This window comes from Salipiger bermudensis, from assembly GCF_019801965.1.
Classification (GTDB): Bacteria; Pseudomonadota; Alphaproteobacteria; order Rhodobacterales; family Rhodobacteraceae; genus Salipiger; species Salipiger bermudensis_A.
In genome coordinates, this window is the sequence record NZ_JAHVIA010000010.1 from 167,410 (window position 1) to 189,207 (window position 21,798).

A 21,798-nucleotide genomic window follows, 5' to 3' on the forward strand; every position below is an offset into this window, starting at 1 on the left:
GTCAAAGCGGATATCCGCAAAGCAAATCGGGGCAAGCATTGCTGCTTGCCCCGTACTCGTGAAAGAAAGAATCTGGTGATGAAAGCCGGTTGGAAATGGCCCGTGGGTCAGGCCATCTCAGCTTCTTCGTTTGCGCTTTCATCCCCGAAATCCTTCGGCGACAGCAGGGCAAGCTGATCTTCGGCCCAATGGCGCGTGTCGCGCTTTTCGACCGAGGCGCGCAGCAGCTCCATCCGGGCGCGGCGCTCGTCTTCCGGCATGTCCAGCGCCATGTCGATGGCGAAGTCCATGGCGCGGCTCGAGAACGGGTTGGCCAGCACCGCGGCCCCCATCTCGACGGCAGCACCGGCAAATTCCGACAGCACCAACACGCCGTCGCCATCCTTGCGGGCGGCGACATATTCCTTGCAGACGAGGTTCATGCCGTCGGCCAGCGGGGTGATCCACGCCACGTCGGCCACCTGATACCACGCCACCAGCTCCTCGAAGGGAATGGCGCGCGAAATCAGCGCGACCGGCTGGAAGGTGAAGCTGCCGAAGCGCCCGTTGATACGGCCGGCGATCTCCTCCAGTTCCTTCTGGATCGGCTCGTAGACCGTCATGTTGCGGTTGGCGGGCACCGAGACGTGCAGCAGCCGCACGATGCCGCGCAGCTCGGGCCGGCGCTCGAGCAGGCGCTCGAAGGCGAGGAGCTGGTCGGCGCCGCCCTTGGTATAGTCGGTGCGGCCCACCGAAAGCAGCACGCGGGTGTCGCCGATCTCCTCGCGGAAGCGGGCCGAGAGGGTGTCGGTCTTTTCCGATCCGGCCAGCGACTTGATGTACTCGACATCGACGCCCACCGGGGTCACGCCGAGCTGCACCACGCGCTCGTCGGTGTGGATCTCTGTCGGCACGGTGCGGTCGGACAGGGCCGAGCCTTCCGACATCATGTCGTTCTCGACCTTGATGCGGGGCACGTTGCCGACATCGCGCAGCGAGCGCACGCAGGAGACGAAGTTCGACGCGTAGCGCGGGATGTGGAAGCCGACCACGTCGCAGCAGAGCAGCGAGTCGATGATCTCGCCGCGCCACGGCAGCACGTTGAACATGTCTGCCGCCGGGAAGGGCGTGTGGTGGTAGAAGGAGATCCGCAGATCGGGGCGCATCTGGCGCAGGTAGCCGGGCACGAGCCACAGGTTATAGTCGTGCACCCAGACGCTGGCGCCCTCGGCGGCTTCGGCGGCGGCGGCCTCGGCAAAGGCCCAGTTGACCTCCTTGAAGGTCGGCCAATCGACCGGGTCGTAGTTATACTTTTCCTTGAACCCGTGCAGGATCGGCCAGAACGCCTCTTTCGAGGTGACGTGGTAGAAGCTCTTCACCTGCGCCGCGGTCAGCGGCAGCCGCGAGACAGTGTATTTGCCGAAGGAATCCTCGATGTGGATCACCCGCTCGAAGCCGGGATCCGAGGTGTCCTCCGCCTCCTTCCAGGCCACCCATGCGGCATTGTCGACCTTGCCGAAGAAGCTCTTCAGCGTCGGGACAATACCGTTGGGGCTTTTGTTGGCGCGATACTCGATCTTGCCGTCGACCTCGACCTCTTCGTAGGGCTGACGGTGATAGACGATTACCAGATCACTGGACATGGCTCACGCTCCTTTCGGGAGGGGATGCAGATTGAAGGCCTCGACCGCCTCGAGGATGCCAGCCGCGCCGATCGCTTCGGCGGTGTGGACATGGGGCAGGCGGGAGACCCGGTCGAGCAGGGCCTGCTCGGCGCCACCCACGGCGACGGCCTGCAGCCCGCATTCCAGCATCGACAGATCGTTAAGCGTGTCGCCGGCGGCGAGCACGCGGCTCTCCTCGATGCCGAGATGGGTGACGAGGCGGCGCAGCGACGGGCCTTTCGAGATGCCGCGCGGCAGCACGTCGAAATAGCGGTTGTCGGAGACCAGCGGGTCGTGGCCCATGTCGCGGACGATGTCATGGGCGCTGTCGTCGAAGGCCTCGGCGTCGAGATCATAGCTCACGCGGTAGCGGAACTCGGTCGGCTGCAGGGTCAGGCCGGGATGGCCGTCGAGCGCGGAGCGCACCGTGTCGCCGGCATCGCCCCAAGTCTCGGCAACTTCGACCTCGAGCGGCTCGATGGGATGGATCTTGCCATCCTCGACCCGGGCGATGGTGGTGCCGACGTCGCCGACGACGTATTCGGGCCACGGCACGCCGCCGTCGCAGAGCTCGCCGATGAACTTGGGATCGCGCCCGGTGACGAAGATCAGGCCGATGGTGTCGCGGTTGTCCTCGATCCACTGGTAGAGCTTGGCGCGGTCCTCTTCGGAGCCGCCGAGAAAGGTGCCGTCGAGATCGGTCGCCAGTACGAAGCGGCAGCCGGCGATGTCGCGGTTATGGGGGTGATCGAAGCTCATGCGGGGTCTCCCTCGTAGGGGTGAAGCGTAATGTCGAGCGCCCGCGGCTCGCCCTCGATGGGGCGGGACCAGAGCGCCTGGAAGGTCTCGGTCAGCGGCGCGCCCTCGTGCAGGATGGCGTGGACCGCCTCGCAGATCGGCATCTCGACGCCGACCCGGCGCGCCAGATCAACCACCGAGACCGCGTTGACCTCGCCCTCGACGACCGTCGGCTTGCCATCGAAGCAGGCGTCGCGCGGGATGCCCTGACCAAGCTGGGTGCCGAGCGACATGTTGCGCGAGGTGGTCGACGAGCAGGTGAGCGTGAGATCGCCGGCGCCGGCAAGGCCGGTCACCGTCTCGCGCTTGCCGCCGAGCGCCTCGGCCAGCGCTTTCATCTCGTCCATGCCGCGGGTGATCAGCGCGGCGCGGGTGTTCTCCGCAAAGCCTGCGCCGGTCATCATGCCACAGGCGATGGCGACCACGTTCTTCACAGCACCGCCGACCTCGACGCCGATCAGGTCGTCCGAGACGTAGGGCCGGAAGGCCTGTGTCTGCATGGTCAGCGCGAGGCGCGCGGCGGGGGCGCGCTCGGGGGCGATGCGGTCGTGATGGCGGAAATTGAACGCCACGGTGGCGGCGGTCGGATGGCCGAGCGCCGTCTCGCGGGCAAAGGTGGGGCCGGAGAGCGCTCCGACCGGATGGCCTGGCAGCTCTTCTTCGACCACATGGCTGAGGAGGAAACCGGTGCCGCGCTCGATGCCCTTGCAGCAGAGCGCGATCGGGATGCCCTCGGGAAGATGCGGCTTCATCTTGCGCGCCATGTCGCGCAGCGTGTGCGATGGCGTCACCAGAAGCACGGCCTCGACACCGCTGAGCGCGGCGGCCAGATCCGACGTCGGCGTCAGTGTGGTGGGAAGATCGATGCCGGGAAGGTGCTCGGGGTTCTGCCGGGTCTCGGCCATCGCTTGCGCGAGGCTGTCGCGGCGGCCCCAGAGCCGGGTGTCGCAGCCGGCCGATGCCGCGACCGCGGCAAGGGCGGTGCCCCAGCTTCCCATGCCGATCACGGCAAGTCGGGCGTAAGGTTCAGCGCGTCTCGGCATGTCGCCGGTGCCGCGCGCGGGCGGGATGTCCAATGTCAGTCCGTCCATAATGCTGTGCCTGGGCTTTCCCATCGCTGGGATCGCCGGCCAATTGGGCTCACTCCATTCTGTCCTATGCTGGTAACGCGACAGTAGGCTCAGGGTTCCGGCGAACCAAGCCAAGCCGCCGTTTTTTCTGCACTGGCGAAGGCCAGACAGGAATTGCCCGGTTTTTGTGCATCTGCAGCAGGCCCCTGCGGGTCCGATGGGCGCCTTTGATTCAATTTTGACGCGATTACGTGAATTTTCGGCATTTCTATACCCGACTTCCGGCAAGACATTGAATTTTCGTGTCTTTGCCGAGGCCTTTTAAAATCAGGCGGTTCTACGCCGGAACTTTTGTCCTCTCGACACGTTGTTTGGTCGATCACCCAAAAGGGCATAAGCTCTTACGCAATTGCCGCAATGCGGCGACAGCGATCAGCGACACAAGGAGATACCGACGTGACCAACACCAGCCCGACTGCCCGCCAGAAAGTGCGCACCGCGATCTTCCCGGTGGCAGGGCTCGGAACGCGGTTCCTTCCGGCGACCAAGGCCACGCCCAAGGAGCTTCTGCCCGTGCTCGACCGTCCGCTTCTGCAATTCGCCATCGACGAAGCCCGCGCCGCCGGGATCGAGCGCATGGTGTTTGTGTCGCACCCGTCGAAGGGCGCGATCGAGCGCTACGTGCACCAGGACGAGAAACTGTGCCACCAGCTGCGCGAGAAGGGCAAGCACAGCATTGCCGACACGCTCGACGAAAACGCGATCAACCCCGAGGAAGAGCAGGCGCATTTCGTGATGCAGCCCGAGCCGCTTGGCCTCGGCCACGCTGTGCTCTGCGCTGTCGATGAATGCCTGCCGGGTCCGGTCGCCGTGATCCTGCCCGACGACCTGATCATGGGTCAGAAGGGCTGCCTGAGCGAGATGATCGAGGCGTACGAGTCCGGCGCTGCCGGTCACATGGTCGCAACGATGGAAGTCGGGCGCGACGAGGTGAAGGCCTATGGCGTGCTCGACCCGAAAGGCACGGCGATTGGCCAGATGGTGCCGGCCGCCGGCATGGTCGAGAAGCCGGAGCCGGAAGAGGCGCCGTCGCTGCACGCCGTGGTCGGTCGCTATGTTCTCGACGCCTCGATCTTCGATGACCTTCGCAATCAGGAGCCCGGTCTCGGCGGCGAAATCCAGCTCACCGATGCCATCGCGAAGGGTGTGGAGCGTGTCGGCCTCGCGGGCTTCCGCTTCAGCGGCCAGCGCTTCGACTGCGGCTCGAAGGCTGGAATGCTGCGCGCGACCCTCGCTTATGCCGGCCAGAACGAAGAGTTTCATCCGGTGCTGGAAGAGCACGGCTCCATGCAACTCGCAGCCGAGTAAGCTCTCGTCCCAGAGACTTGCAGACCAAAAGGCCCCCGCGCGAGCACATCGCGCGGGGGCTTTTGTTTTGCGTGAGGCCGTTTTCGTATCGCCTTAAAATTGCGATTCAAAGGACTGATTTTACGATATAAAAGGGTTAGTCGTTCGAGACGATCAGGCGCAGGTAGGGCGGCCTCTTCGCACCCTCCTTGGGCTTCGTCTCGAAACCCGCTGGCTCCTCCGCCAGTCCGGGCATTGGCCGTGGGGCCGACGCAGGCTCTGCACTTGGTGCCTCTGTCTCAGGCAGGCTCTTACCCGGGCTCGGAGCCTCGATGGAGACATCGGTGATGTCGAACCGCCGCGGGGTGCGGCCGATCCGGCCCGAGCTGACCAGAGCGCCGATCATGCGGGTCATGTCCCCCATGTCGGAGCGCAAAGGCAGAAGCAGAAGATCGCCTTGCAAGCTGTTGCGACCAAACCCTTCTTCCCCGGAGAGGCGGAGCGTGGCCGCGACGCCCTCGGCGAAGACTCGGGTCACGGCATCGGCCAGCCGATCGCGCGCCGCAGGCGTGAAGAGGGTCGAAAGCGGCATGCCCGAGGTCTCCATGCCCATCAGGTCATTGAGGTGCGAGCCGGCGACCCGGAGCTTGGCGAGGCCGGGCGCGATCCTTTCGGCCAGAAAGGCGTATTCGAGCGCATTTTCGATCCGGCGCGGGTCGATCTCGCTGCGCAGCGGAACCTCGCCGCGCGTGGTTGCGAGCTCGTGCCAATAGCTCTCAACAAGCCTCAGCGAATCATGCCTTTTTTGTCTTTCCAGATCGGTCATCGAAACGATGCCCCTGCCTTTGCCGCCATCGCGAAACATATCTCGGGCTCCTTCCAGTCCTGTCGCCGGCATCGTCGGAGCCCCCGTTCCACTTTGCCGGTCATTTGTGTCGTGTTGAGTCTCAACTTATCTCAAATGGGGCAGAATTCTGCCCCAATTCTGGCTGAAAGGTTAACGCCTTGGCCCGGAACGCGCAGCTTGCCATGCCCGGACTCAGAGGGTAGGCCGATGAAACCCCGCAATTTCCCTGCGGGCAACCCGGCCTTAACATGGAGCGGCGAGAATGCGGCAATCGATGACCGGCTTTGCCTCCCGCAGCGGCGAAATCGACGGGCTTCGCTGGTCCTGGGACGTGCGCGGCGTCAACGGCAAGGGGCTCGAGCTGCGGCTGCGGCTGCCCGACTGGATCGAGGGGCTCGAACCGCTGGTGCGCAAGGCGGCGCAGGCCAAGCTCGCGCGCGGCAACGTGCAGGTCTCTCTCCGGGTCGCCGGCGGCGGCGAGGACGAGGCCGCCGAGCTCGACGAGGCCGCGCTCTCCCGGGTGCTCGACGCGATGGTGCGCATCGAGGAGGCCGCGGGTCGTCGCGGGCTGCCGCTCGAGCGCTCCAGCGCGGCGCAGATCGTCGCCCTGCGTGGCGTCATGGCGAGCGGCCAGAGCCAGCGCGACGTGCCGGCGCTGCGCGCCGCGCTGATGGCGGAGTTCGAGATGGCGCTGGCGGAGTTCGCCGAGATGCGCGGCCTCGAAGGGCAGGCGCTGTTGACTGTGCTCAGCGGCCAGCTCGATGAGATCGAGGCGCTGGTGGCGCAGGCGGCCGAGGCCGTCGAGAGCCGACGCGGCGAACAGGCCGAGAAGCTGCGCGCGGCGTTGGCGCGCGTCATGGAGGCCAGCGAAGGCGTCGACGAGGCCCGCGTGGCACAGGAGCTCGCGCTCATTGCCGTCAAGTCCGACATCACCGAGGAGCTCGACCGCCTGACCGCGCATGTGGCGGCGGCGCGGGCGCTGCTGCAGGACAAGGGCGCCGTCGGGCGCAAGCTCGATTTCCTGATGCAGGAATTCAATCGCGAGGCCAACACGCTCTGCTCGAAATCCGGCTCTTCGGCGTTGACCCAGATCGGTCTGACGCTCAAGACGGTGATCGACCAGATGCGCGAACAGGTCCAGAACGTGGAGTGATCCGATGAACCGAAGAGGTCTTCTCATCATCCTGTCCTCGCCCTCGGGCGCGGGCAAATCGACATTGGCCAAGCGGCTCAGGGCCTGGGATCCGTCGGTGATCTTCTCGGTCTCGGCCACCACCCGCGCGCCGCGGCCCGGCGAGGTCGATGGCGAGGATTACCATTTCATGACCGAGGCGGCCTTCAAGAAGGCCGTCGCAAATGGCGAGATGCTCGAGCACGCCCACGTGTTCGGCAATTTCTACGGCTCGCCCAAGGGCCCGGTGCGCGACGCGATCATCGCCGGCAAGGATGTCTTGTTCGACATCGACTGGCAGGGCGCCCAGCAGATGACCAATTCGGAGCTGGCGCTGCACACGCTGTCGATCTTCCTGCTGCCGCCGTCGATTGCAGAGCTGAAGCGTCGGCTGGAGTCGCGCGGGCAGGACGGCCCGGAGGTCATCGACCGGCGGATGCAGAAGAGCTGGGACGAGATCTCGCATTGGGGCTCGTATGATTTCGTGCTGGTCAACGAGGATCTCGACGCCACCGAGGAGCGGCTCAAGAGCATCGTCACCGCCGCGCGCCTGCGCCGGACACAGCAGCCGCACCTGCTCGATCACGTGCGCAAGCTGCAGGCGGAATTCGAGGAGGGAGAGGAATGACGCTCTACGCATTGGACGGCGTTGCGCCCGAGCTGGCCGAAACCGCCTGGGCGGCGCCGGATGCCAACCTGATCGGCAAGGTGGTGCTGGAAGACAGCGCGTCGGTCTGGTTTGGCTGCACCCTGCGCGGCGACAACGAGGAGATCCGCGTCGGCGCCGGCAGCAACGTGCAAGAGAACGTCGTCTGCCACACCGACATGGGCTATCCGCTGGGAATCGGGCAGGGCTGCACCATCGGCCACAAGGTCATGCTGCACGGCTGCACCATCGGCGACAACAGCCTGATCGGCATGGGCGCCACCATTCTCAACGGCGCGAAGATCGGTCGCAACTGCCTGATCGGCGCCGGTGCGCTGATCACCGAGGGCAAGGAGATCCCCGACGGCAGCCTCGTGATGGGCATGCCGGGCAAGGTGGTGCGCCAGCTCGACGAGGCGGCGATCGAGGGATTGCGGAAATCGGCGCTCGGCTACCAGGCCAATGCGCGCCGGTTCAAAGCGGGTCTGACGGCGCTCTGACGTCAGACCCTGATGCCGCTCACGAGGCGTGCTCGAGGGCGTATTCGACCTTGGACTGCACCACCGGCGCCATCTGACGGGTCAGCATGACGGTCGGGATGTTGCGCAGCGCCGGCTTCCGGTTCGGAGCCCGCTTGCGCTCGCGAAGGAAAGAGAGGATCTGGCGGGCATGCTCGCGATTGCGTGCGACCAGGCTGTGCCCGTCAATGTTCCATTGCCAGTACGCGTCCTCCGGCCACGAGATCGTGGCTTTCTCCAGCGTCTTGCACTGATCGCACTCAACCATACCGTGATGATTGAGGCGATAGCCGGGGCCCTCCGCGCCATCTTGATGGAACGTGGGTTTCTTTGCTTCCGGTTGTACCCAGGAGAACTGCTCCGGATACAGTTCTTCGACCACGACGCGGCCCCAGAGATGCGCGTTTTCAGGCACTTCCTGGTAGCGGATCACGCAAGTAAATCGAAATGGCTCGTGGAACTGGGCCACGTGGCCGCAATGCGGGCAGCGGATATCGATCGGATCGTTCTGCATAGCATGAGTTCCTGCGGTTGTAGGTGCCCCCACCTACATCGCCATAAAAGGACAAAACCATGGCGCGTGCAATCAAATTTCGCAAATTCATACTCTCATAGGTAGTATCTTGCCGATCGCCGTACCTAGATGCCGCCATAATCGGGTAAATTGGCATCCTCTTCAGGTTGAAATTCATTTATTAACAGAGTCTTGCGCCGGATCTTTTTGAGGACACATTGCGGTGGGTCACCGCCGATCGGTGTTGAACAGTGGCAAGATCGCGCAAATCTGTGGGCGCTTGCCTGCGCGCTTCGGCCATGCAACACCCGGGCACGACCGGATTTCACCGCCGCGCGAGCGCCACGCGGCGACAGTAGGGCTCGGCAGGCCATGTCGCAGGGAAGGACTTCGATGCAGACCGATTCGAGGCATGTCGTCGCGGCGGTGCCGCTGCCGACGATCCTGATCCGCTGGGACGAGAGGGTGGAGGCCGCAAACGCGGAAGCCACGGCATTGTTGGGCGACGGGCTCGAGGGGCGGCATTTCATCACCGCGCTGCGCCAGCCCTCGCTGCTCGATGCCATCGAGGGCACCTTCCGCGACGGCGCGCCGCGACTGACCCGCTACCTGACCAGCGACGGCCGCCAGGACACCACCTATGAAGTGTCGGTGCGGCCGGTGCCCCTCGAGGGGCGGCCCGGGGTCCTGCTCACCTTCACCGACATCACCCATCTCGAACAGGCCGGGCAAATGAGGCGGGATTTCGTCGCCAATGTCAGCCACGAGCTGCGCACGCCGCTGACCGCGCTGCTGGGCTTCATCGAGACCCTGCGCGGCCCGGCCCGCAACGACGCCGCGGCGCGCGACCGCTTCCTCGGCATCATGGAAGACGAGGCGGGGCGCATGGAGCGGCTCGTGGGTGACCTGCTGTCGCTGAGCCGTGTCGAGGCGGAGGAGCGCGTGCGCCCGATCGAGCCGGTGGATCTCGCCGGGCTGGTGCGCTCGGTGATCACCGGGCTGGCGCCGCTCGCCAATGATGCCGGGGTGACGCTCCATACGGATCTGCCGGAGGGGCCGCTCGAGCTGCCCGGCGATGCCGATCAGCTGCGGCAGGTGCTGGTCAACCTCGTCGAGAACGGGGTGAAATACTCAGGCAGAGGGACCGACGTCACCGTGCGGCTCTCGGCGGCATCCTACCAGCCGCGGCTGCGCGGCGAGGGCGTCGAGCTGTCGGTGCGCGACACGGGTCCGGGGATCAACCCGATCCACATCCCGCGCCTCACCGAACGGTTCTACCGGGTCGACAGCCACCGCTCACGCGAAATGGGCGGTACCGGGCTTGGCCTCGCCATCGTCAAGCACATCGTCAACCGCCACCGCGGGCGTCTGCGCATCGAGAGCACCCCGGGCGAAGGCACCACCTTCCGGGTCATCCTCCCGCTCGAGGTCTGAAACGTCGCTGCACGGGCGACGGTGAGCTCTCTCGATCGCGGGCAGCTGCGAGAGCACCTTCTCGACCGTCACGGGCCCGGAGATGTGTTGGCGCACCCAGTCCTCGTGGGCGCCGACGATCATCAGCGGAAATAGCGGCAGATCGAGCAGCGTGGCGATGCAGAAGCGGTGATTGCCCGAACTGGTCTTCATCAGCCGGCCCTCGGCATCGATCACCGCCGAGGATTCGTAGCCTGTCTTGGACGCGTCGAACCCGGTGGCGCGGATGCTCTCGATCAAGCCCAGGACGTAGCTGTCGAGGAACTCGAGGATCTCGTCTTCGCTATGGAGCTTGCGGCCCTTGTAGTCGGCGACGCCCTTGGCAGCGAGATCGGCCTGGAACGTGCGAAACCAGAGGCTCGCCCGGAGATCGTCACTATGGGCGGCGAGATCCTCGAGCAGGCGGTAGCGGTGAGTCTCTGTCACCGCGGGCTTGCCGGCAAAATGCTCCGCGGGAATTGTAAACGGTTCGGCGCGTTTGATGCGTTTGCGGAGAAGATTCACCACCGCGCGAGGCAGGAACCGGCGCAGCTTCTTGAACCGCGCCTTGCCCACCGGCCACTTCGTGCCGAAGTGCCGGGTGACGTTGGCGGGGGTCACCCAAATCACCGCTCGGTCCCCGGCCTCCTTTATAAAATCGCGTTTTTTCATTGCCTTGCTTCCCCCGGCAGAGCGGCGCAGCCCGTGTCATCCGGGCCGTGGCGCGGCACCGCGCAGCCTGCTTCCCTGCAAGGCTTCGCGATCTTCCCGAGCTTTCATGCCATAAACAGGGTGCTGTCATCAAACTGTTACGTAACCGTCACAAAAGCATTGCGCGGGAAGCCTAGGGCTGCCCGCAAGGTTCCCCAGGGGAGGGGACCAGACCCAAAGTTACAGGAGCATGCTCATGCAATCCGTCAAACTCGCCGCATCGGCCCTGGCCATCGCCGCCGTCTCGGCTTCCGCCGCCGCCGCTCGTGACAACGTTCAGGTCGCTGGCTCGTCCACCGTGCTGCCCTACGCCTCGATCGTGGCGGAAGCCTTCGGCGAGAACTTCGACTTCCCGACCCCGGTCGTGGAATCGGGCGGCTCCTCCGCTGGCCTCAAGCGCTTCTGCGAAGGCGTCGGCGAGAACACCATCGACATCGCCAACGCCTCGCGCGCCATCCGCGAAAAAGAGATCAAGGCCTGCGCCGACGCCGGCGTGACCGACATCATCGAAGTGCGCATCGGCTATGACGGCATCGTCTTCGCGTCGCAGAAGACCGGCCCCGAGTTCACCGCATTCGAGCCGGCCGACATCTACAACGCCTTGGCCGCAGAGGTCCTGGTCGACGGCGAGATGACCGCTAACCCCTACACCACCTGGGCCGAGTTCAACGGCGACCTGCCGGACGTCGAGATCGCTGCCTTCATCCCGGGCACGAAGCACGGGACCCGCGAAGTCTTCGAAGAGAAGGTCCTGCTGCAGGGCTGTGAAGACACCGGCGCGATGGAAGCCATGATGGCCGGCGGCATGTCGGAAGACGACGCCGAGGGCGCCTGCATGGCGGTCCGCACCGACGGCAAGTCGGTCGACATCGACGGCGACTACACCGAGACCCTCGCGCGCATCGACAGCAACCCGAACGGCATCGGCGTCTTCGGCCTGGCGTTCTACGAGAACAACACCGACAAGCTGAAGGTCGCGACCATGGGCGGCGTGCAGCCGACCACCGAGTCGATCGCCGCAGGCGAGTACCCGGTGTCGCGTCCGCTGTTCTTCTACATCAAGAAGGCCCATATCGGCGTCATCCCCGGCCTGAAGGAATACGCCGAGTTCTTCGTTGCCGACGAGATCGCCGGCCCCGACGGCCCGCTCGCCAACTACGGCCTCGTCTCCGACCCCGAGCTGGCCGAGACCCAGTCCAAGGTTGCCGATGAAGAGGTCATGGGCTCGAACATGTAATCGGATATTTCCCGATTGCTTCGGGGCGGTGCCATTGTGCGCCGCCCCGTCTTCTCTTAGGCCATTTGCGAATTCGAAACGACCCTGGGGGGCGACATGCCGGTACTCTGGCTCATCCTGATCGTGCTCGCGCTAGCGGTTGCCGGCTTCATCGCCGGCCGCCTCCGCGTGACCTCCGCCGGCGCCGAGCGCCCGCATTCCCTTCCGAACTACTATGGCTGGAACGTCGCCATGAAGGTGATGGCGCCGGCCTTCCTCGCGCTGGTGGTCTGGCTGCTGGTGCAGCCGATGCTGGTCGATCGCCAGGTGACCGCTGGGCTCGGCGAGGGCGCCGTGCCCGAGGGCTCGACGCTGGGGCTGGTGATGTCCGACGTGCGCCGGGTGGCGGGCGGTCTCGACACCGCGGTGAGCCGTGGCCTGATCACCGCCGGTGACGCCGACGCCATGAGCGCCGCGGACTCCGACGTGCGCAGCCTGCTGGGCGAGGCCGGCGTGGCGCTTGGCTCCGATGTCAGCCCCGAGGTGCTCGAGGCAGCGCAGGACTATCGCGCGATGAACAGCGCCGGCAATTTCTGGCGCAGCGCAGTGGTGATCCTGCTGGCTGTTGGCGGGCTGGTCTGGGGCGTGGCACAATCGAACCGCGACTTCCGCGCCCGCAACGCCGTCGAGACCGGCATCCGCATGATCCTGCTCGCCGCCGCCTCCATCGCGATCCTGACCACCATCGGCATCGTGCTCTCGCTGGTCGGCAACACCTGGAATTTCTTCCAGGTCTACCCCGCCTCGAAGTTCTTCGGCTCCTTCACCTGGTCGCCCTCCTTCGGCGGCGGCTCCGAGCTCGGCATCTGGCCGCTGCTCTGGGGCACGCTTTACATCTCCTTCATCGCGCTCGTCGTGGCGGTCCCGATCGGCCTCTTCGCTGCCGTCTACCTGTCGGAATATGCCGGGCCGAAGATGCGCGCCTGGGCCAAGCCGCTGCTCGAGGTGCTCGCCGGCATCCCGACGATCGTCTACGGTCTCTTCGCGCTGCTGACCGTCGGGCCGCTGCTGCTGACCGTGTTCGGCCGCGACGGGCTGGGCTGGATGCAGGCCGGCACCGCGGTGATGACCGCGGGTCTGGTGATGGGCATCATGCTGATCCCCTTCGTCAGCTCGCTCTCCGACGATATCATCAACGCCGTGCCGCAATCGCTGCGGGATGGCTCCTACGGCCTGGGTGCGACCCAGTCCGAGACCATCAAGCAGGTGATCCTGCCGGCGGCGCTGCCGGGCATCGTGGGCGCGGTGCTGCTCGCGGCCTCGCGCGCCATCGGCGAAACCATGATCGTGGTGTTCGGGGCAGGGGCCGCGGCGCGGCTCTCGCTCAACCCGTTCGACGCCATGACCACCGTCACCGCCAAGATCGTCAGCCAGCTCACCGGCGACGCCGACTTCGCCTCGCCCGAGGCACTGGTGGCCTTCGCCCTCGGCATGACGCTCTTCATCATCACGCTGGGGCTCAACGTCTTCGCCCTCTACATCGTGCGCAAATACCGGGAGCAGTACGAATGACCGACGCGACCTCTCAGGGCGCCGCCCGTCCCCGAACCAGCCTGACCGCAGCCGACAAACGCACCCAGCGCCGCAACGCCGCCGAAAAGCGCTTCCGCCTCTACGGGCTCGCCGCCATCGGCGCGGGGATGTTCTTCCTCGTGGTGCTGCTGAGCTCGATCATCGGCAACGGTATCGGCGCGTTCCAGCAGACCTTCATCGAGGTGCCGGTCTACCTGGACCCGGCCAAGCTCGACAAGAACGGCAACCGCGACCCGGCGGAAATGGCCAAGGTCTCGACCTTCGGTTACAACCCGCTGATCCAGGACAGCCTCTACCAGCTGGTACAGGACAAGGGCATCGCCACCGAATACGAAGACGGCGGCGACATGAAGGCGCTGATCTCGGCCTCCGCCGCGGCGCAGCTGCGTGACCGCGTGCTCGCCAACCCCGATCTGGTCGGCGAAACCGTCGAGTTCGAGATCCTCGCCGCCTCGCGCGTCGACGGCTACCTCAAGGACCGTGTCACCCGCGACAGCATCACCGAGGACAAGAACATCGATGCGGGCCACCTCGATCTGGTCGACGCGCTGCTCGAGGACGGCACCGTCCACAAGAGCTTCAACCTGGCCTTCATCACCGGCTCCGACGCCTCCGAGAGCCGTCCCGAGCAGGCCGGCCTCGGCGTGTCGATGTTGGGCTCGCTGTTCATGATGCTGGTGGTGCTGTTCCTGGCGCTGCCGATCGGCGTTGCCGCCTCGATCTACCTCGAGGAATTCGCGCCGCAGAACAAGTTCACCGATTTCATCGAGGTCAACATCTCGAACCTCGCAGCGGTGCCCTCGATCGTCTTCGGTATTCTCGGCCTCGCGGCCTTCATCCAATTCGCTCACCTGCCGCAATCGGCACCGCTGGTCGGCGGCCTGACGCTGACGCTGATGACCCTGCCGACCATCGTGATCTCGACCCGCGCCTCGCTCAAGGCGGTGCCGCCGTCGATCCGCGACGCCGCGCTCGGGGTCGGCGCCTCGAAGATGCAGTCGGTGTTCCACCACGTGCTGCCGCTCGCCATGCCCGGCATCCTGACCGGGACCATCATCGGCCTGGCGCAGGCGCTCGGCGAGACCGCGCCGCTGCTGCTGATCGGCATGGTCGGCTACATCGCCACCAACTACCCGGACGGGATCATCTCGGGCTTCATGTCGCCGAACTCGGCGATGCCCGCGCAGATCTACGAATGGGCCAAGCGCGCCGACCCCGCCTATTACGAACGGGCCTGGGGCGGCATCATCATCCTGCTCGTGTTCCTGCTGGTCATGAACGTGATCGCCATCGTCCTGCGCCGCAAGTTCGAGCGCCGGTGGTGACGATGAGCGACAATCTCGGTAAGGGGAAGTGAACCCATGTATGATGCACCGTTGAGGAAGACCGACGTGGAAGCCAACGAAATCAAGATCTCCGCCAAGGATGTCCAAGTTTATTACGGCGAGAACCACGCCATCAAGGACGTGTCCGTCGAGCTGCAGGACAAGACCGTCACCGCCTTCATCGGACCGTCGGGCTGCGGCAAGTCGACCTTCCTGCGCTGCCTGAACCGGATGAACGACACCATCGACATCTGCCGCGTCGAGGGGCTGATCTCGCTCGATGGAGAGGACATCTACGACAAGCGCGTCGATCCGGTGCAGCTGCGCGCCAAGGTGGGCATGGTGTTCCAGAAGCCGAACCCGTTCCCCAAGTCGATCTACGACAACGTGGCCTATGGCCCGCGCATCCATGGCCTCGCCAAGACCAAAGCCGATCTCGACGAGATCGTCGAGAAGGCGCTGCGCCGCGGCGCGATCTGGAACGAAGTGAAAGACCGTCTGCACGCGCCCGGCACCGGCCTCTCGGGCGGCCAGCAGCAGCGCCTGTGCATCGCGCGCGCCGTTGCCACCGAGCCGGAAGTGCTGCTGATGGACGAGCCCTGCTCGGCGCTCGACCCGATCGCCACGGCGCAGGTCGAGGAGCTGATCGACGAGCTGCGCACCAACTACTCGGTGGTGATCGTGACCCACTCGATGCAACAGGCCGCGCGCGTCAGCCAGAAGACCGCGTTCTTCCACCTCGGTCATCTCGTGGAATACGGCGAGACCAGCCAGATCTTCACCAACCCCGTGGACTCGCGCACCGAGTCCTATATCACCGGACGGATCGGATAAGTCATGAGCGATCTCAAGCACCACATTGCCACCGCCTTCGATCGCGATCTCGAGGGCATCCAGGCCCAGATCCTCAAGATGGGCGGGCTGGTCGAGGCCGCGATCCACGATTCCGCCAAGTCGCTGGAGACCCGCGACGAGGAGCTGGCCGAGCAGGTCCGCAAGGGCGACAAGGCCATCGACGAGATGGAGGAGATCCTCAACGAGGAGGCCGCCCGCGTCATCGCGCTGCGCCAGCCCGCCGCCAGCGACCTGCGCGTCGTGCTGTCGGTGATGCGCATGTCGGCCAACCTCGAGCGCATCGGCGATTTGTCGAAGAACATGGCCAAGCGCACCACGGTTCTGGCCCAGATGAGCCAGATCAACGGTTCGACCACCGCGCTGCGCCGCATGGCCCGCGATGTGGAGATGATGCTCAAGGACGCGCTCGACGCCTATATCAAGCGCGACGAGGCGCTGGCCCGCGACGTCATCGAGCGCGATGCCGATGTCGACCAGATGTACAACACGCTGTTCCGCGAGTTCCTGACTTTCATGCTGGAAGACCCGCGCAACATCACCTCGTGCATGCACCTGCATTTCATCGCCAAGAACATCGAGCGCATGGGCGACCACGTGACGGCGATCGCCGAGCAGGTGATCTTCCTTGCCACCGGCGAGAAACCCGAGGGCGTGCGGATCAAGGAAGACCGCACGTCGAGCGACCCGGCGCTGAGCGCCGACCTCTAAGGCGGAGAAAGACCATGTCGGCAGATCAGCCCACCGTTCTGGTCGTCGAGGATGAAGCCTCGCAGCGCGAAGTTCTTCGCTACAACCTGGAAGCCGAGGGCTTCCGCGTCGCCGCCGCCGGAAATGGCGAGGAAGCCCTCGTCATGCTCGACGAGGAAGAGCCCGATGTCATCGTGCTCGACTGGATGCTGCCCAACCTCTCGGGCATCGAGGTCTGCCGCCAGATCAAGACCCGCCCCGAGACACGGGGCGTTCCGGTCATCATGCTCTCGGCGCGCTCGGAAGAGATCGACCGGGTGCGCGGGCTCGAGACCGGGGCCGACGACTACGTGGTGAAACCCTACAGCCTGCGCGAGCTGATGGCGCGGGTGAAGGCGCAGCTGCGCCGGGCGCGCCCGGCGGCGGCGGGCCTGCGGCTCGAGTATGACGACATCATCCTCGACGCCGAAACCCACCGGGTGACCCGCGACGGGCAGGAGCTGAAGCTCGGTCCGACCGAGTTCCGGCTGCTCTCGACCTTCATGGAAAAGCCCGGCCGCGTATGGTCGCGCGAGCAGCTGCTCGACCGGGTCTGGGGGCGCGACATCTATGTCGACACCCGCACCGTCGACGTCCATATCGGGCGGCTGCGCAAGGCGCTTGGCGTCCACGGCGGCGGCGATCCGCTGCGCACGGTGCGTGGCGCGGGCTACGCCCTCGGCTGAGCGTTCAGGCTGACAGGCGGGTCGCAGGCCCGCCCGTCAGGCGCCTTGCTCAGCTCTTCTTCTTTTTCTTGGATTTCTTGTCGGCCTTGAGGGCCTTCGCGGCCTCGGCCTTTTTCTTCTGCTTCTTTGCAGCGGCCTTGTTCAGCTTGGCTTTCTCGGACTTTTCGCTCTTCTTGCCCTTCGACGTCTTCTTGTCCTTGGCCGCCTTGCCGTATTTGCCGTCCTTTCCGGGTCTCTTCTTCTTCGGCTTGGCGTCCTTCTTCGAGGGCTTGGCCTTCTTCTCGGCCTTGCCCTTCGCCTTGCCGCTGCCGGGCGTGAGCGTCTGCGTGGGCTCCGGCTCGGGCAGGGGATCGTTGACCGCGAGCGGGCTGTCGGGGTCGGGCTCGGGCATCAGGCGCGCCGCCTCGGCGGGCGCCTCGGCTTCCTCGAGCTTGTCGTCTCCGGGGGTCCCGGGGGCCGGGGCGGCCTCGGTCTCGGCGGTGCGCGGCGCGGGCGCGGGATCGGTGGCCAGGCTGTCGACCGCCGCCGCGATCAGGCTCTGGGCGCGGGGCAGCCTTGTGCGGGGCAGGGCGGTCAGGCGCTCCGGATCTGCCCCGGCCAGCGCCTCGGCGCTGTCGATGCCGAGCTCGCGGATCTGCGCCGCGAGGGCGGGTCCGATGCCTCGGACGGAAGTCAGGTCTGTCAAAACGATCTCCAGGTGATAGGAATGCTCAGGCGCAGGCAATGCCGGTGACGATGCGTCAGAAACCGCTGGCTTGTCCACAAGGTTCCGTCAGGGCTTGCGCTTGTCGCGCCGACCGCTTATAGGCGCGCACACGAACCCCGCAGGCGGGGTCGGGCCTATGGGGGAGACATCCCCACAGCGTCCACCGGTTGCCCCATTTCGGGTCAAGCCCCCGCCGAGGATATGAAACCGGAAAGGATATAGGACATGGCTCTTCCCGAGTTCTCCATGCGCCAGCTGCTTGAAGCAGGCGTGCACTTTGGCCACCAGACGCAGCGCTGGAATCCCCGCATGGGCGAGTTCATCTACGGTGCGCGCAACGGCATCCACATTCTCGACCTGACCCAGACCGTGCCGATGCTCGACGCGGCGCTGAACGTCATCCGCGAGACCGTTGCCAAGGGCGGCCGCGTGCTGTTCGTCGGCACCAAGCGTCAGGCAGCCCAGCCGATCGCCGAAGCGGCCGAGAAGTGCGCCCAGTACTACATGAACCACCGCTGGCTCGGCGGCACGCTGACCAACTGGCAGACCGTTTCGCAGTCGATCAACCGCCTCAAGGCGATCGACGAGCAGATGGAAGCCGGTGCTGAAGGCCTCACCAAGAAAGAGCGCCTCGGCATGGAGCGCGAGCAGGCCAAGCTGCAGGCATCGCTCGGCGGCATCCGCGAGATGGGCGGCCTGCCCGAACTGCTCTTCGTCATCGACGTCAAGAAAGAGCAGCTCGCCATCGCCGAAGCCAAGAAGCTGGGCATCCCGGTCGTCGCCGTCGTCGACACCAACTGCTCGCCCGAGGGTGTCGACTACATCATCCCCGGCAACGATGACGCCGCCCGCGCCATCGCGCTCTACTGCGACCTCGTGAGCCGCGCAGCCCTCGACGGCATGACCGGCCAGATGGAAGCCGCAGGCGTCGACCTGGGCGCTCTGGAAGACGCACCGGCAGAAGAGCTGCTGGCCGGCGCCGGCCAGAACTGATCCGGCGCTGTCGCGAAAGCGTCACGCAAGCATGACATGAGCGGCGAGGCCCGGGGCAGGGCCTGCCGCACAAGACCATTCGAGAGGGAGCCAAGCACATGGCGATCACTGCTGCACAGGTGAAAGAACTGCGCGAGATGACCGGCGCAGGCATGATGGATGCCAAGAAGGCGCTGACCGAGACCGACGGCGACATGGAAGCCGCCATCGACTGGCTGCGCACCAAGGGCCTCGCCAAGGCCGCCAAGAAATCCGGCCGCACCGCCGCCGAGGGCCTCGTGGCCGTCGAGGTGAACGGTGGCGTGGGCGTCGCCGTCGAGGTCAACGCCGAGACCGACTTCGTTGCCAAGAACGCCGAGTTCCAGGGCATGGTGTCGGACATCGCCAAGGCCGCGACCGGCGTGGACAGCGTCGAAGCGCTGGCCGATGCCGAGATCGGTGGCAAGAAGGTCTCCGAGGTCATCACCGACAAGATCGCCAAGATCGGCGAGAACATGACCCTGCGCCGCATGGCGAAGATCGAGGGCGACGTGGTCTCGACCTACGTGCACAACGCCGCCGCTCCGGGCCTCGGCCAGATCGGCGTTCTGGTTGCGCTCAAGGGCGGTGACGACGCGTTCGGCAAGCAGGTCGCGATGCACATCGCAGCTGCCAACCCGGCCTCGCTGTCGGAAGCCGACCTCGACCCGGCTGTTGTCGAGAAGGAGCGTCAGGTCCAGATCGATATCGCCAAGGAATCCGGCAAGCCGGACGCCGTCATCGAGAAGATGATCGTCGGCCGCATGAAGAAGTTCCTCGCCGAGGTGACCCTGCTGGGCCAGCAATTCGTCATCAACCCCGACCTGACCGTCGAGAAGGCCGCCGAAGAAGCCGGCGCGACCATCGTGGGCTTCGTCCGCATGCAGGTTGGTGAAGGCATCGAGAAAGAGAAAGAGGATTTCGCAGCCGAGGTTGCGAAGGCCGCTCAGGGCTGATCAGCCCCGAAAGGTATCTTTCGAATGTACGAAAAGACAGGAGCCGCCCAATGGGCGGCTCCTTTTGGTTCCTGGTGTCGGCTCCCCGCACGGTTGGGGATGATTAGAGGAGCCTCAACAGGAGGGCGCCGAGGGGGCTCTCGCCAAAATTGCTCGAGCCCCTCCCAGCTCCGGTTTACACCGGGAGAACGCCAGAGCCCTCGAAATCGCGAGGGATGGGTCCTCATGTTCCATGGCCAAAGCCACCACTCACGGAACAGAGATACAATCGCAATTAACGCTTCGTCAGGGAAGTCTGGGATACCTGACCCCGAGATTTTTTCACCAAATCTGGGAAAATCACCTAGATAGATTTCAAAATGATAAATTTAGAGCGAAGGAAAGGCAAATATAGTGCGGGATTTGGAGGCGGTCTTCTCCTCCTAAAGTCGAATTCGACTCGACTTGACCGTTCAGTTTTGATCTCTTCCAGTGTTCAGATATCGATGACGAACATCTGATTCTGGAAGGCGGCCTTGGCGACCGCCTGAGCCGTCGTCTCCACGTTCAGCGCCTCACGCGCCAATCTCAGATGTTTCTCGATCGTGGCCTGGGTCAATCCCATGATCGCCGCGATATCCTGCATCGTCTTGCCGTCACCGACCCATTCCAGGGCCTCGCGCTGGCGCTTGGTCAGGGTCTGGTTGGGCGGGATGTAGGGCAGGGTGAGGATCTTGAGGTGCAGCAGGTTGTTCATCAGCATGATGTCATCGCCATGCCTGTCCCAGGTGGCGTCGATCTCGTGCTGCTGCAGGCCCGGGCGCGCGGTCAGCGCAATCGCGCCCTTGGCGCGGCTCGAGACCGACTTGAAGCTGATCGAGTAGCCGGCGCGCACATCCATGCCAAGATTGAACTCGATCACGCGACGCTCGGCCTCGGTCAGGTTGCCCTGGGCGATCATCTCGCCGAGCACCCGCCAGGAACAGGCGCCTTCATGCTCGAGCGCCCAGCGGACCATCGGCGCGTGATGATAGAGCCCGTCGCCGATGAACACATCGGTGTAGTCTGTGCTGTGATTGGTCAGCAGCACGAAATCATTGGGATCGCCCAGCGAGGTCGTCGTGCGGTAGCGCGTGAACCCGTACATCAGCCGGTCGAAGCCGTAGCGGGCCATGCCTTGGAGATGCATGGACCAGAGCTCTTCGACGGTGCCGGCATTGGTCATCGCGATGAGCCGGCTGCGCAGGTCCAGGGGAAGCGTCATGACAGGCTGTCCAGATGGCTCTTCATCGCGTCCATCGCGAGCGTGTAGCCGCGCGCACCGAAGCCGCAGATCACGCCGACCGCGACCCGCGCGATATAGCTGGTGTGGCGAAACTCCTCGCGGGCGTGAACATTCGACAGGTGCAGCTCGATTGCCGGGATCTCGGCGGAGCTGATCGCATCCATCAGGGCGACCGAGGTATGCGTATAGGCGCCGGCATTGAGGATCAGCCCGTCGAGCCGGCCACGGGTGCCGTGGATCGCATCGATCAGCGCGCCTTCGTGGTTGCTCTGGGCAAACTCGACCTCGACGCCGATCTCCTTGGCGTGGGCGCGGCACATGTCTTCGACATCGGCCAGCGTGGTGCGGCCATAGACCTCGGGCTGGCGGGTGCCGAGCAGGTTCAGGTTGGGGCCGTTGAGGATGAGGAAGCCGGGCATCTTGAGGGACCTTCGAGTCAGTGTGTGCAGTGTTCGTCGGAAAGCGACGCTTGTCTATAAGCGCCTTTACCGACGTGGAGGTGCAATGTTTGACGCGGGGTCGCAAGAGCTTTGGGCTCCAGGGGGCTTCGCGAGCGCATCTAGGGCTGGCTCTGCATGCCAATTTATTACATAATACTGATTATAAGATGTATGGATGTCGGATGGTGCGCGCTACCCTCAAGTGCGACTCCCATTAGAAAACAGATGGTTATCTAATGGAGAGAGCCTGCCATGGGAGCGGTATACACGCAACTGAGCGTCAAGGAACGTGTTCAGATCGAA

At 65.0% G+C, this 21,798-nt stretch carries 21 protein-coding genes; 13 read left to right on the forward strand and 8 right to left on the reverse strand.

What is annotated here, in order from left to right; genetic code table 11:
• Positions 1–107 precede the first annotated feature (107 nt).
• From ggpS to KUV62_RS20720, 3 genes are read right to left on the reverse strand one after another with little or no spacing between them, the layout of a single operon-like run.
• Positions 108–1,622 (reverse strand): glucosylglycerol-phosphate synthase, encoded by a 1,515-nt coding sequence (ggpS, locus tag KUV62_RS20710; protein ID WP_222605648.1) that lies wholly within the window; start codon positions 1,620–1,622, stop codon positions 108–110.
• A gap of 3 nt (positions 1,623–1,625) precedes the next feature.
• Positions 1,626–2,402 (reverse strand): HAD-IIB family hydrolase, encoded by a 777-nt coding sequence (locus KUV62_RS20715; protein WP_222605649.1) that lies wholly within the window; start codon positions 2,400–2,402, stop codon positions 1,626–1,628.
• Positions 2,399–3,532: an NAD(P)H-dependent glycerol-3-phosphate dehydrogenase gene (locus KUV62_RS20720; protein ID WP_261395802.1), complete on the reverse strand. Its 1,134-nt coding sequence runs from the start codon at positions 3,530–3,532 to the stop codon at positions 2,399–2,401. Before KUV62_RS20720 ends, KUV62_RS20715 begins: the two co-directional genes overlap by 4 nt.
• A 435-nt stretch (positions 3,533–3,967) precedes the next feature.
• Between KUV62_RS20720 and KUV62_RS20725 the strand changes: the two genes are divergently transcribed.
• On the forward strand, positions 3,968–4,879 hold the full coding sequence (locus tag KUV62_RS20725; protein ID WP_222605650.1) for a UTP--glucose-1-phosphate uridylyltransferase: 912 nt from the start codon (positions 3,968–3,970) through the stop codon (positions 4,877–4,879).
• Between the two features lie 136 nt (positions 4,880–5,015).
• Here KUV62_RS20725 and KUV62_RS20730 read toward each other — a convergent pair whose 3' ends face one another.
• Entirely contained in the window at positions 5,016–5,723 is a 708-nt protein-coding gene (locus KUV62_RS20730; RefSeq protein ID WP_222605651.1) for a PAS domain-containing protein, read from the reverse strand.
• 244 nt (positions 5,724–5,967) lie between these two features.
• On the opposite strand from KUV62_RS20730, the gene KUV62_RS20735 reads away from it, so the two are divergent.
• From KUV62_RS20735 to KUV62_RS20745, 3 genes are read left to right on the forward strand one after another with little or no spacing between them, the layout of a single operon-like run.
• On the forward strand, positions 5,968–6,858 hold the full coding sequence (locus KUV62_RS20735; RefSeq protein WP_222605652.1) for a YicC/YloC family endoribonuclease: 891 nt from the start codon (positions 5,968–5,970) through the stop codon (positions 6,856–6,858).
• Between the two features lie 4 nt (positions 6,859–6,862).
• Positions 6,863–7,504 carry a guanylate kinase gene (gmk, locus tag KUV62_RS20740; RefSeq protein WP_222605653.1) on the forward strand — a complete coding sequence of 214 codons (642 nt, stop codon included), beginning with the start codon at positions 6,863–6,865 and terminating at the stop codon, positions 7,502–7,504.
• A complete protein-coding gene (locus KUV62_RS20745) occupies positions 7,501–8,022 on the forward strand; it encodes a gamma carbonic anhydrase family protein (protein ID WP_222605654.1) in 522 nt (173 codons plus the stop codon). The genes gmk and KUV62_RS20745 overlap by 4 nt, the downstream gene beginning before the upstream one ends.
• A gap of 19 nt (positions 8,023–8,041) precedes the next feature.
• On the opposite strand, the gene KUV62_RS20750 is transcribed toward KUV62_RS20745, so the two are convergent.
• On the reverse strand, positions 8,042–8,554 hold the full coding sequence (locus KUV62_RS20750) for a hypothetical protein (protein WP_261395804.1): 513 nt from the start codon (positions 8,552–8,554) through the stop codon (positions 8,042–8,044).
• A 393-nt stretch (positions 8,555–8,947) separates the two neighbouring features.
• Between KUV62_RS20750 and KUV62_RS20755 the strand changes: the two genes are divergently transcribed.
• From KUV62_RS20755 to phoB, 7 genes are all read left to right on the forward strand, one after another.
• Positions 8,948–9,988, forward strand: coding sequence for a sensor histidine kinase (locus KUV62_RS20755; RefSeq protein ID WP_222605655.1), 1,041 nt, complete (start codon positions 8,948–8,950; stop codon positions 9,986–9,988).
• 925 nt (positions 9,989–10,913) lie between these two features.
• A complete protein-coding gene (locus tag KUV62_RS20760; RefSeq protein ID WP_222605656.1) occupies positions 10,914–11,954 on the forward strand; it encodes a PstS family phosphate ABC transporter substrate-binding protein in 1,041 nt (346 codons plus the stop codon).
• A gap of 96 nt (positions 11,955–12,050) precedes the next feature.
• Entirely contained in the window at positions 12,051–13,505 is a 1,455-nt protein-coding gene (gene pstC, locus KUV62_RS20765) for a phosphate ABC transporter permease subunit PstC (RefSeq protein WP_222605657.1), read from the forward strand.
• On the forward strand, positions 13,502–14,851 hold the full coding sequence (gene pstA / locus KUV62_RS20770; protein ID WP_222605658.1) for a phosphate ABC transporter permease PstA: 1,350 nt from the start codon (positions 13,502–13,504) through the stop codon (positions 14,849–14,851). Before pstC ends, pstA begins: the two co-directional genes overlap by 4 nt.
• Positions 14,852–14,887: 36 nt before the next feature.
• Positions 14,888–15,685 carry a phosphate ABC transporter ATP-binding protein PstB gene (gene pstB / locus KUV62_RS20775; protein ID WP_222605659.1) on the forward strand — a complete coding sequence of 266 codons (798 nt, stop codon included), beginning with the start codon at positions 14,888–14,890 and terminating at the stop codon, positions 15,683–15,685.
• A gap of 3 nt (positions 15,686–15,688) precedes the next feature.
• A complete protein-coding gene (gene phoU / locus KUV62_RS20780) occupies positions 15,689–16,414 on the forward strand; it encodes a phosphate signaling complex protein PhoU (protein ID WP_222605660.1) in 726 nt (241 codons plus the stop codon).
• A 14-nt stretch (positions 16,415–16,428) separates the two neighbouring features.
• Entirely contained in the window at positions 16,429–17,118 is a 690-nt protein-coding gene (phoB, locus tag KUV62_RS20785) for a phosphate regulon transcriptional regulator PhoB (RefSeq protein ID WP_222605661.1), read from the forward strand.
• A gap of 49 nt (positions 17,119–17,167) precedes the next feature.
• Here phoB and KUV62_RS20790 read toward each other — a convergent pair whose 3' ends face one another.
• Entirely contained in the window at positions 17,168–17,803 is a 636-nt protein-coding gene (locus KUV62_RS20790; RefSeq protein ID WP_222605662.1) for a helix-hairpin-helix domain-containing protein, read from the reverse strand.
• Between the two features lie 246 nt (positions 17,804–18,049).
• Between KUV62_RS20790 and rpsB the strand changes: the two genes are divergently transcribed.
• Both rpsB and tsf read left to right on the forward strand, forming a co-directional pair.
• Positions 18,050–18,817, forward strand: a complete 768-nt coding sequence (rpsB, locus tag KUV62_RS20795; RefSeq protein ID WP_222605663.1) for a 30S ribosomal protein S2 — start codon at positions 18,050–18,052, stop codon at positions 18,815–18,817.
• Between the two features lie 98 nt (positions 18,818–18,915).
• On the forward strand, positions 18,916–19,791 hold the full coding sequence (tsf, locus tag KUV62_RS20800; RefSeq protein ID WP_222605664.1) for a translation elongation factor Ts: 876 nt from the start codon (positions 18,916–18,918) through the stop codon (positions 19,789–19,791).
• 475 nt (positions 19,792–20,266) lie between these two features.
• On the opposite strand, the gene KUV62_RS20805 is transcribed toward tsf, so the two are convergent.
• Both KUV62_RS20805 and aroQ read right to left on the reverse strand, forming a co-directional pair.
• On the reverse strand, positions 20,267–21,034 hold the full coding sequence (locus KUV62_RS20805; RefSeq protein WP_222605665.1) for a LuxR family transcriptional regulator: 768 nt from the start codon (positions 21,032–21,034) through the stop codon (positions 20,267–20,269).
• Positions 21,031–21,474 carry a type II 3-dehydroquinate dehydratase gene (aroQ, locus tag KUV62_RS20810; protein ID WP_222605666.1) on the reverse strand — a complete coding sequence of 148 codons (444 nt, stop codon included), beginning with the start codon at positions 21,472–21,474 and terminating at the stop codon, positions 21,031–21,033. The genes KUV62_RS20805 and aroQ overlap by 4 nt, the downstream gene beginning before the upstream one ends.
• Between the last annotated feature and the right edge of the window lie 324 nt (positions 21,475–21,798).

What these genes read in the sequence shown, in the direction of transcription:
- KUV62_RS20750 (WP_261395804.1), bottom strand. Translation starts at nt 8,554, where the DNA reads ATGCAGAACGATCCGATCGATATCCGCTGCCCGCATTGCGGCCACGTG.
- rpsB (WP_222605663.1), top strand. Translation starts at nt 18,050, where the DNA reads ATGGCTCTTCCCGAGTTCTCCATGCGCCAGCTGCTTGAAGCAGGCGTG.
- KUV62_RS20720 (WP_261395802.1), bottom strand. Translation starts at nt 3,532, where the DNA reads ATGGACGGACTGACATTGGACATCCCGCCCGCGCGCGGCACCGGCGAC.
- KUV62_RS20805 (WP_222605665.1), bottom strand. Translation starts at nt 21,034, where the DNA reads ATGACGCTTCCCCTGGACCTGCGCAGCCGGCTCATCGCGATGACCAAT.
- pstA (WP_222605658.1), top strand. Translation starts at nt 13,502, where the DNA reads ATGACCGACGCGACCTCTCAGGGCGCCGCCCGTCCCCGAACCAGCCTG.
- KUV62_RS20760 (WP_222605656.1), top strand. Translation starts at nt 10,914, where the DNA reads ATGCAATCCGTCAAACTCGCCGCATCGGCCCTGGCCATCGCCGCCGTC.
- KUV62_RS20715 (WP_222605649.1), bottom strand. Translation starts at nt 2,402, where the DNA reads ATGAGCTTCGATCACCCCCATAACCGCGACATCGCCGGCTGCCGCTTC.
- phoB (WP_222605661.1), top strand. Translation starts at nt 16,429, where the DNA reads ATGTCGGCAGATCAGCCCACCGTTCTGGTCGTCGAGGATGAAGCCTCG.
- phoU (WP_222605660.1), top strand. Translation starts at nt 15,689, where the DNA reads ATGAGCGATCTCAAGCACCACATTGCCACCGCCTTCGATCGCGATCTC.
- KUV62_RS20755 (WP_222605655.1), top strand. Translation starts at nt 8,948, where the DNA reads ATGCAGACCGATTCGAGGCATGTCGTCGCGGCGGTGCCGCTGCCGACG.
- KUV62_RS20735 (WP_222605652.1), top strand. Translation starts at nt 5,968, where the DNA reads ATGCGGCAATCGATGACCGGCTTTGCCTCCCGCAGCGGCGAAATCGAC.
- KUV62_RS20745 (WP_222605654.1), top strand. Translation starts at nt 7,501, where the DNA reads ATGACGCTCTACGCATTGGACGGCGTTGCGCCCGAGCTGGCCGAAACC.
- tsf (WP_222605664.1), top strand. Translation starts at nt 18,916, where the DNA reads ATGGCGATCACTGCTGCACAGGTGAAAGAACTGCGCGAGATGACCGGC.
- pstB (WP_222605659.1), top strand. Translation starts at nt 14,888, where the DNA reads ATGTATGATGCACCGTTGAGGAAGACCGACGTGGAAGCCAACGAAATC.
- gmk (WP_222605653.1), top strand. Translation starts at nt 6,863, where the DNA reads ATGAACCGAAGAGGTCTTCTCATCATCCTGTCCTCGCCCTCGGGCGCG.
- aroQ (WP_222605666.1), bottom strand. Translation starts at nt 21,474, where the DNA reads ATGCCCGGCTTCCTCATCCTCAACGGCCCCAACCTGAACCTGCTCGGC.
- ggpS (WP_222605648.1), bottom strand. Translation starts at nt 1,622, where the DNA reads ATGTCCAGTGATCTGGTAATCGTCTATCACCGTCAGCCCTACGAAGAG.
- KUV62_RS20730 (WP_222605651.1), bottom strand. Translation starts at nt 5,723, where the DNA reads ATGTTTCGCGATGGCGGCAAAGGCAGGGGCATCGTTTCGATGACCGAT.
- pstC (WP_222605657.1), top strand. Translation starts at nt 12,051, where the DNA reads ATGCCGGTACTCTGGCTCATCCTGATCGTGCTCGCGCTAGCGGTTGCC.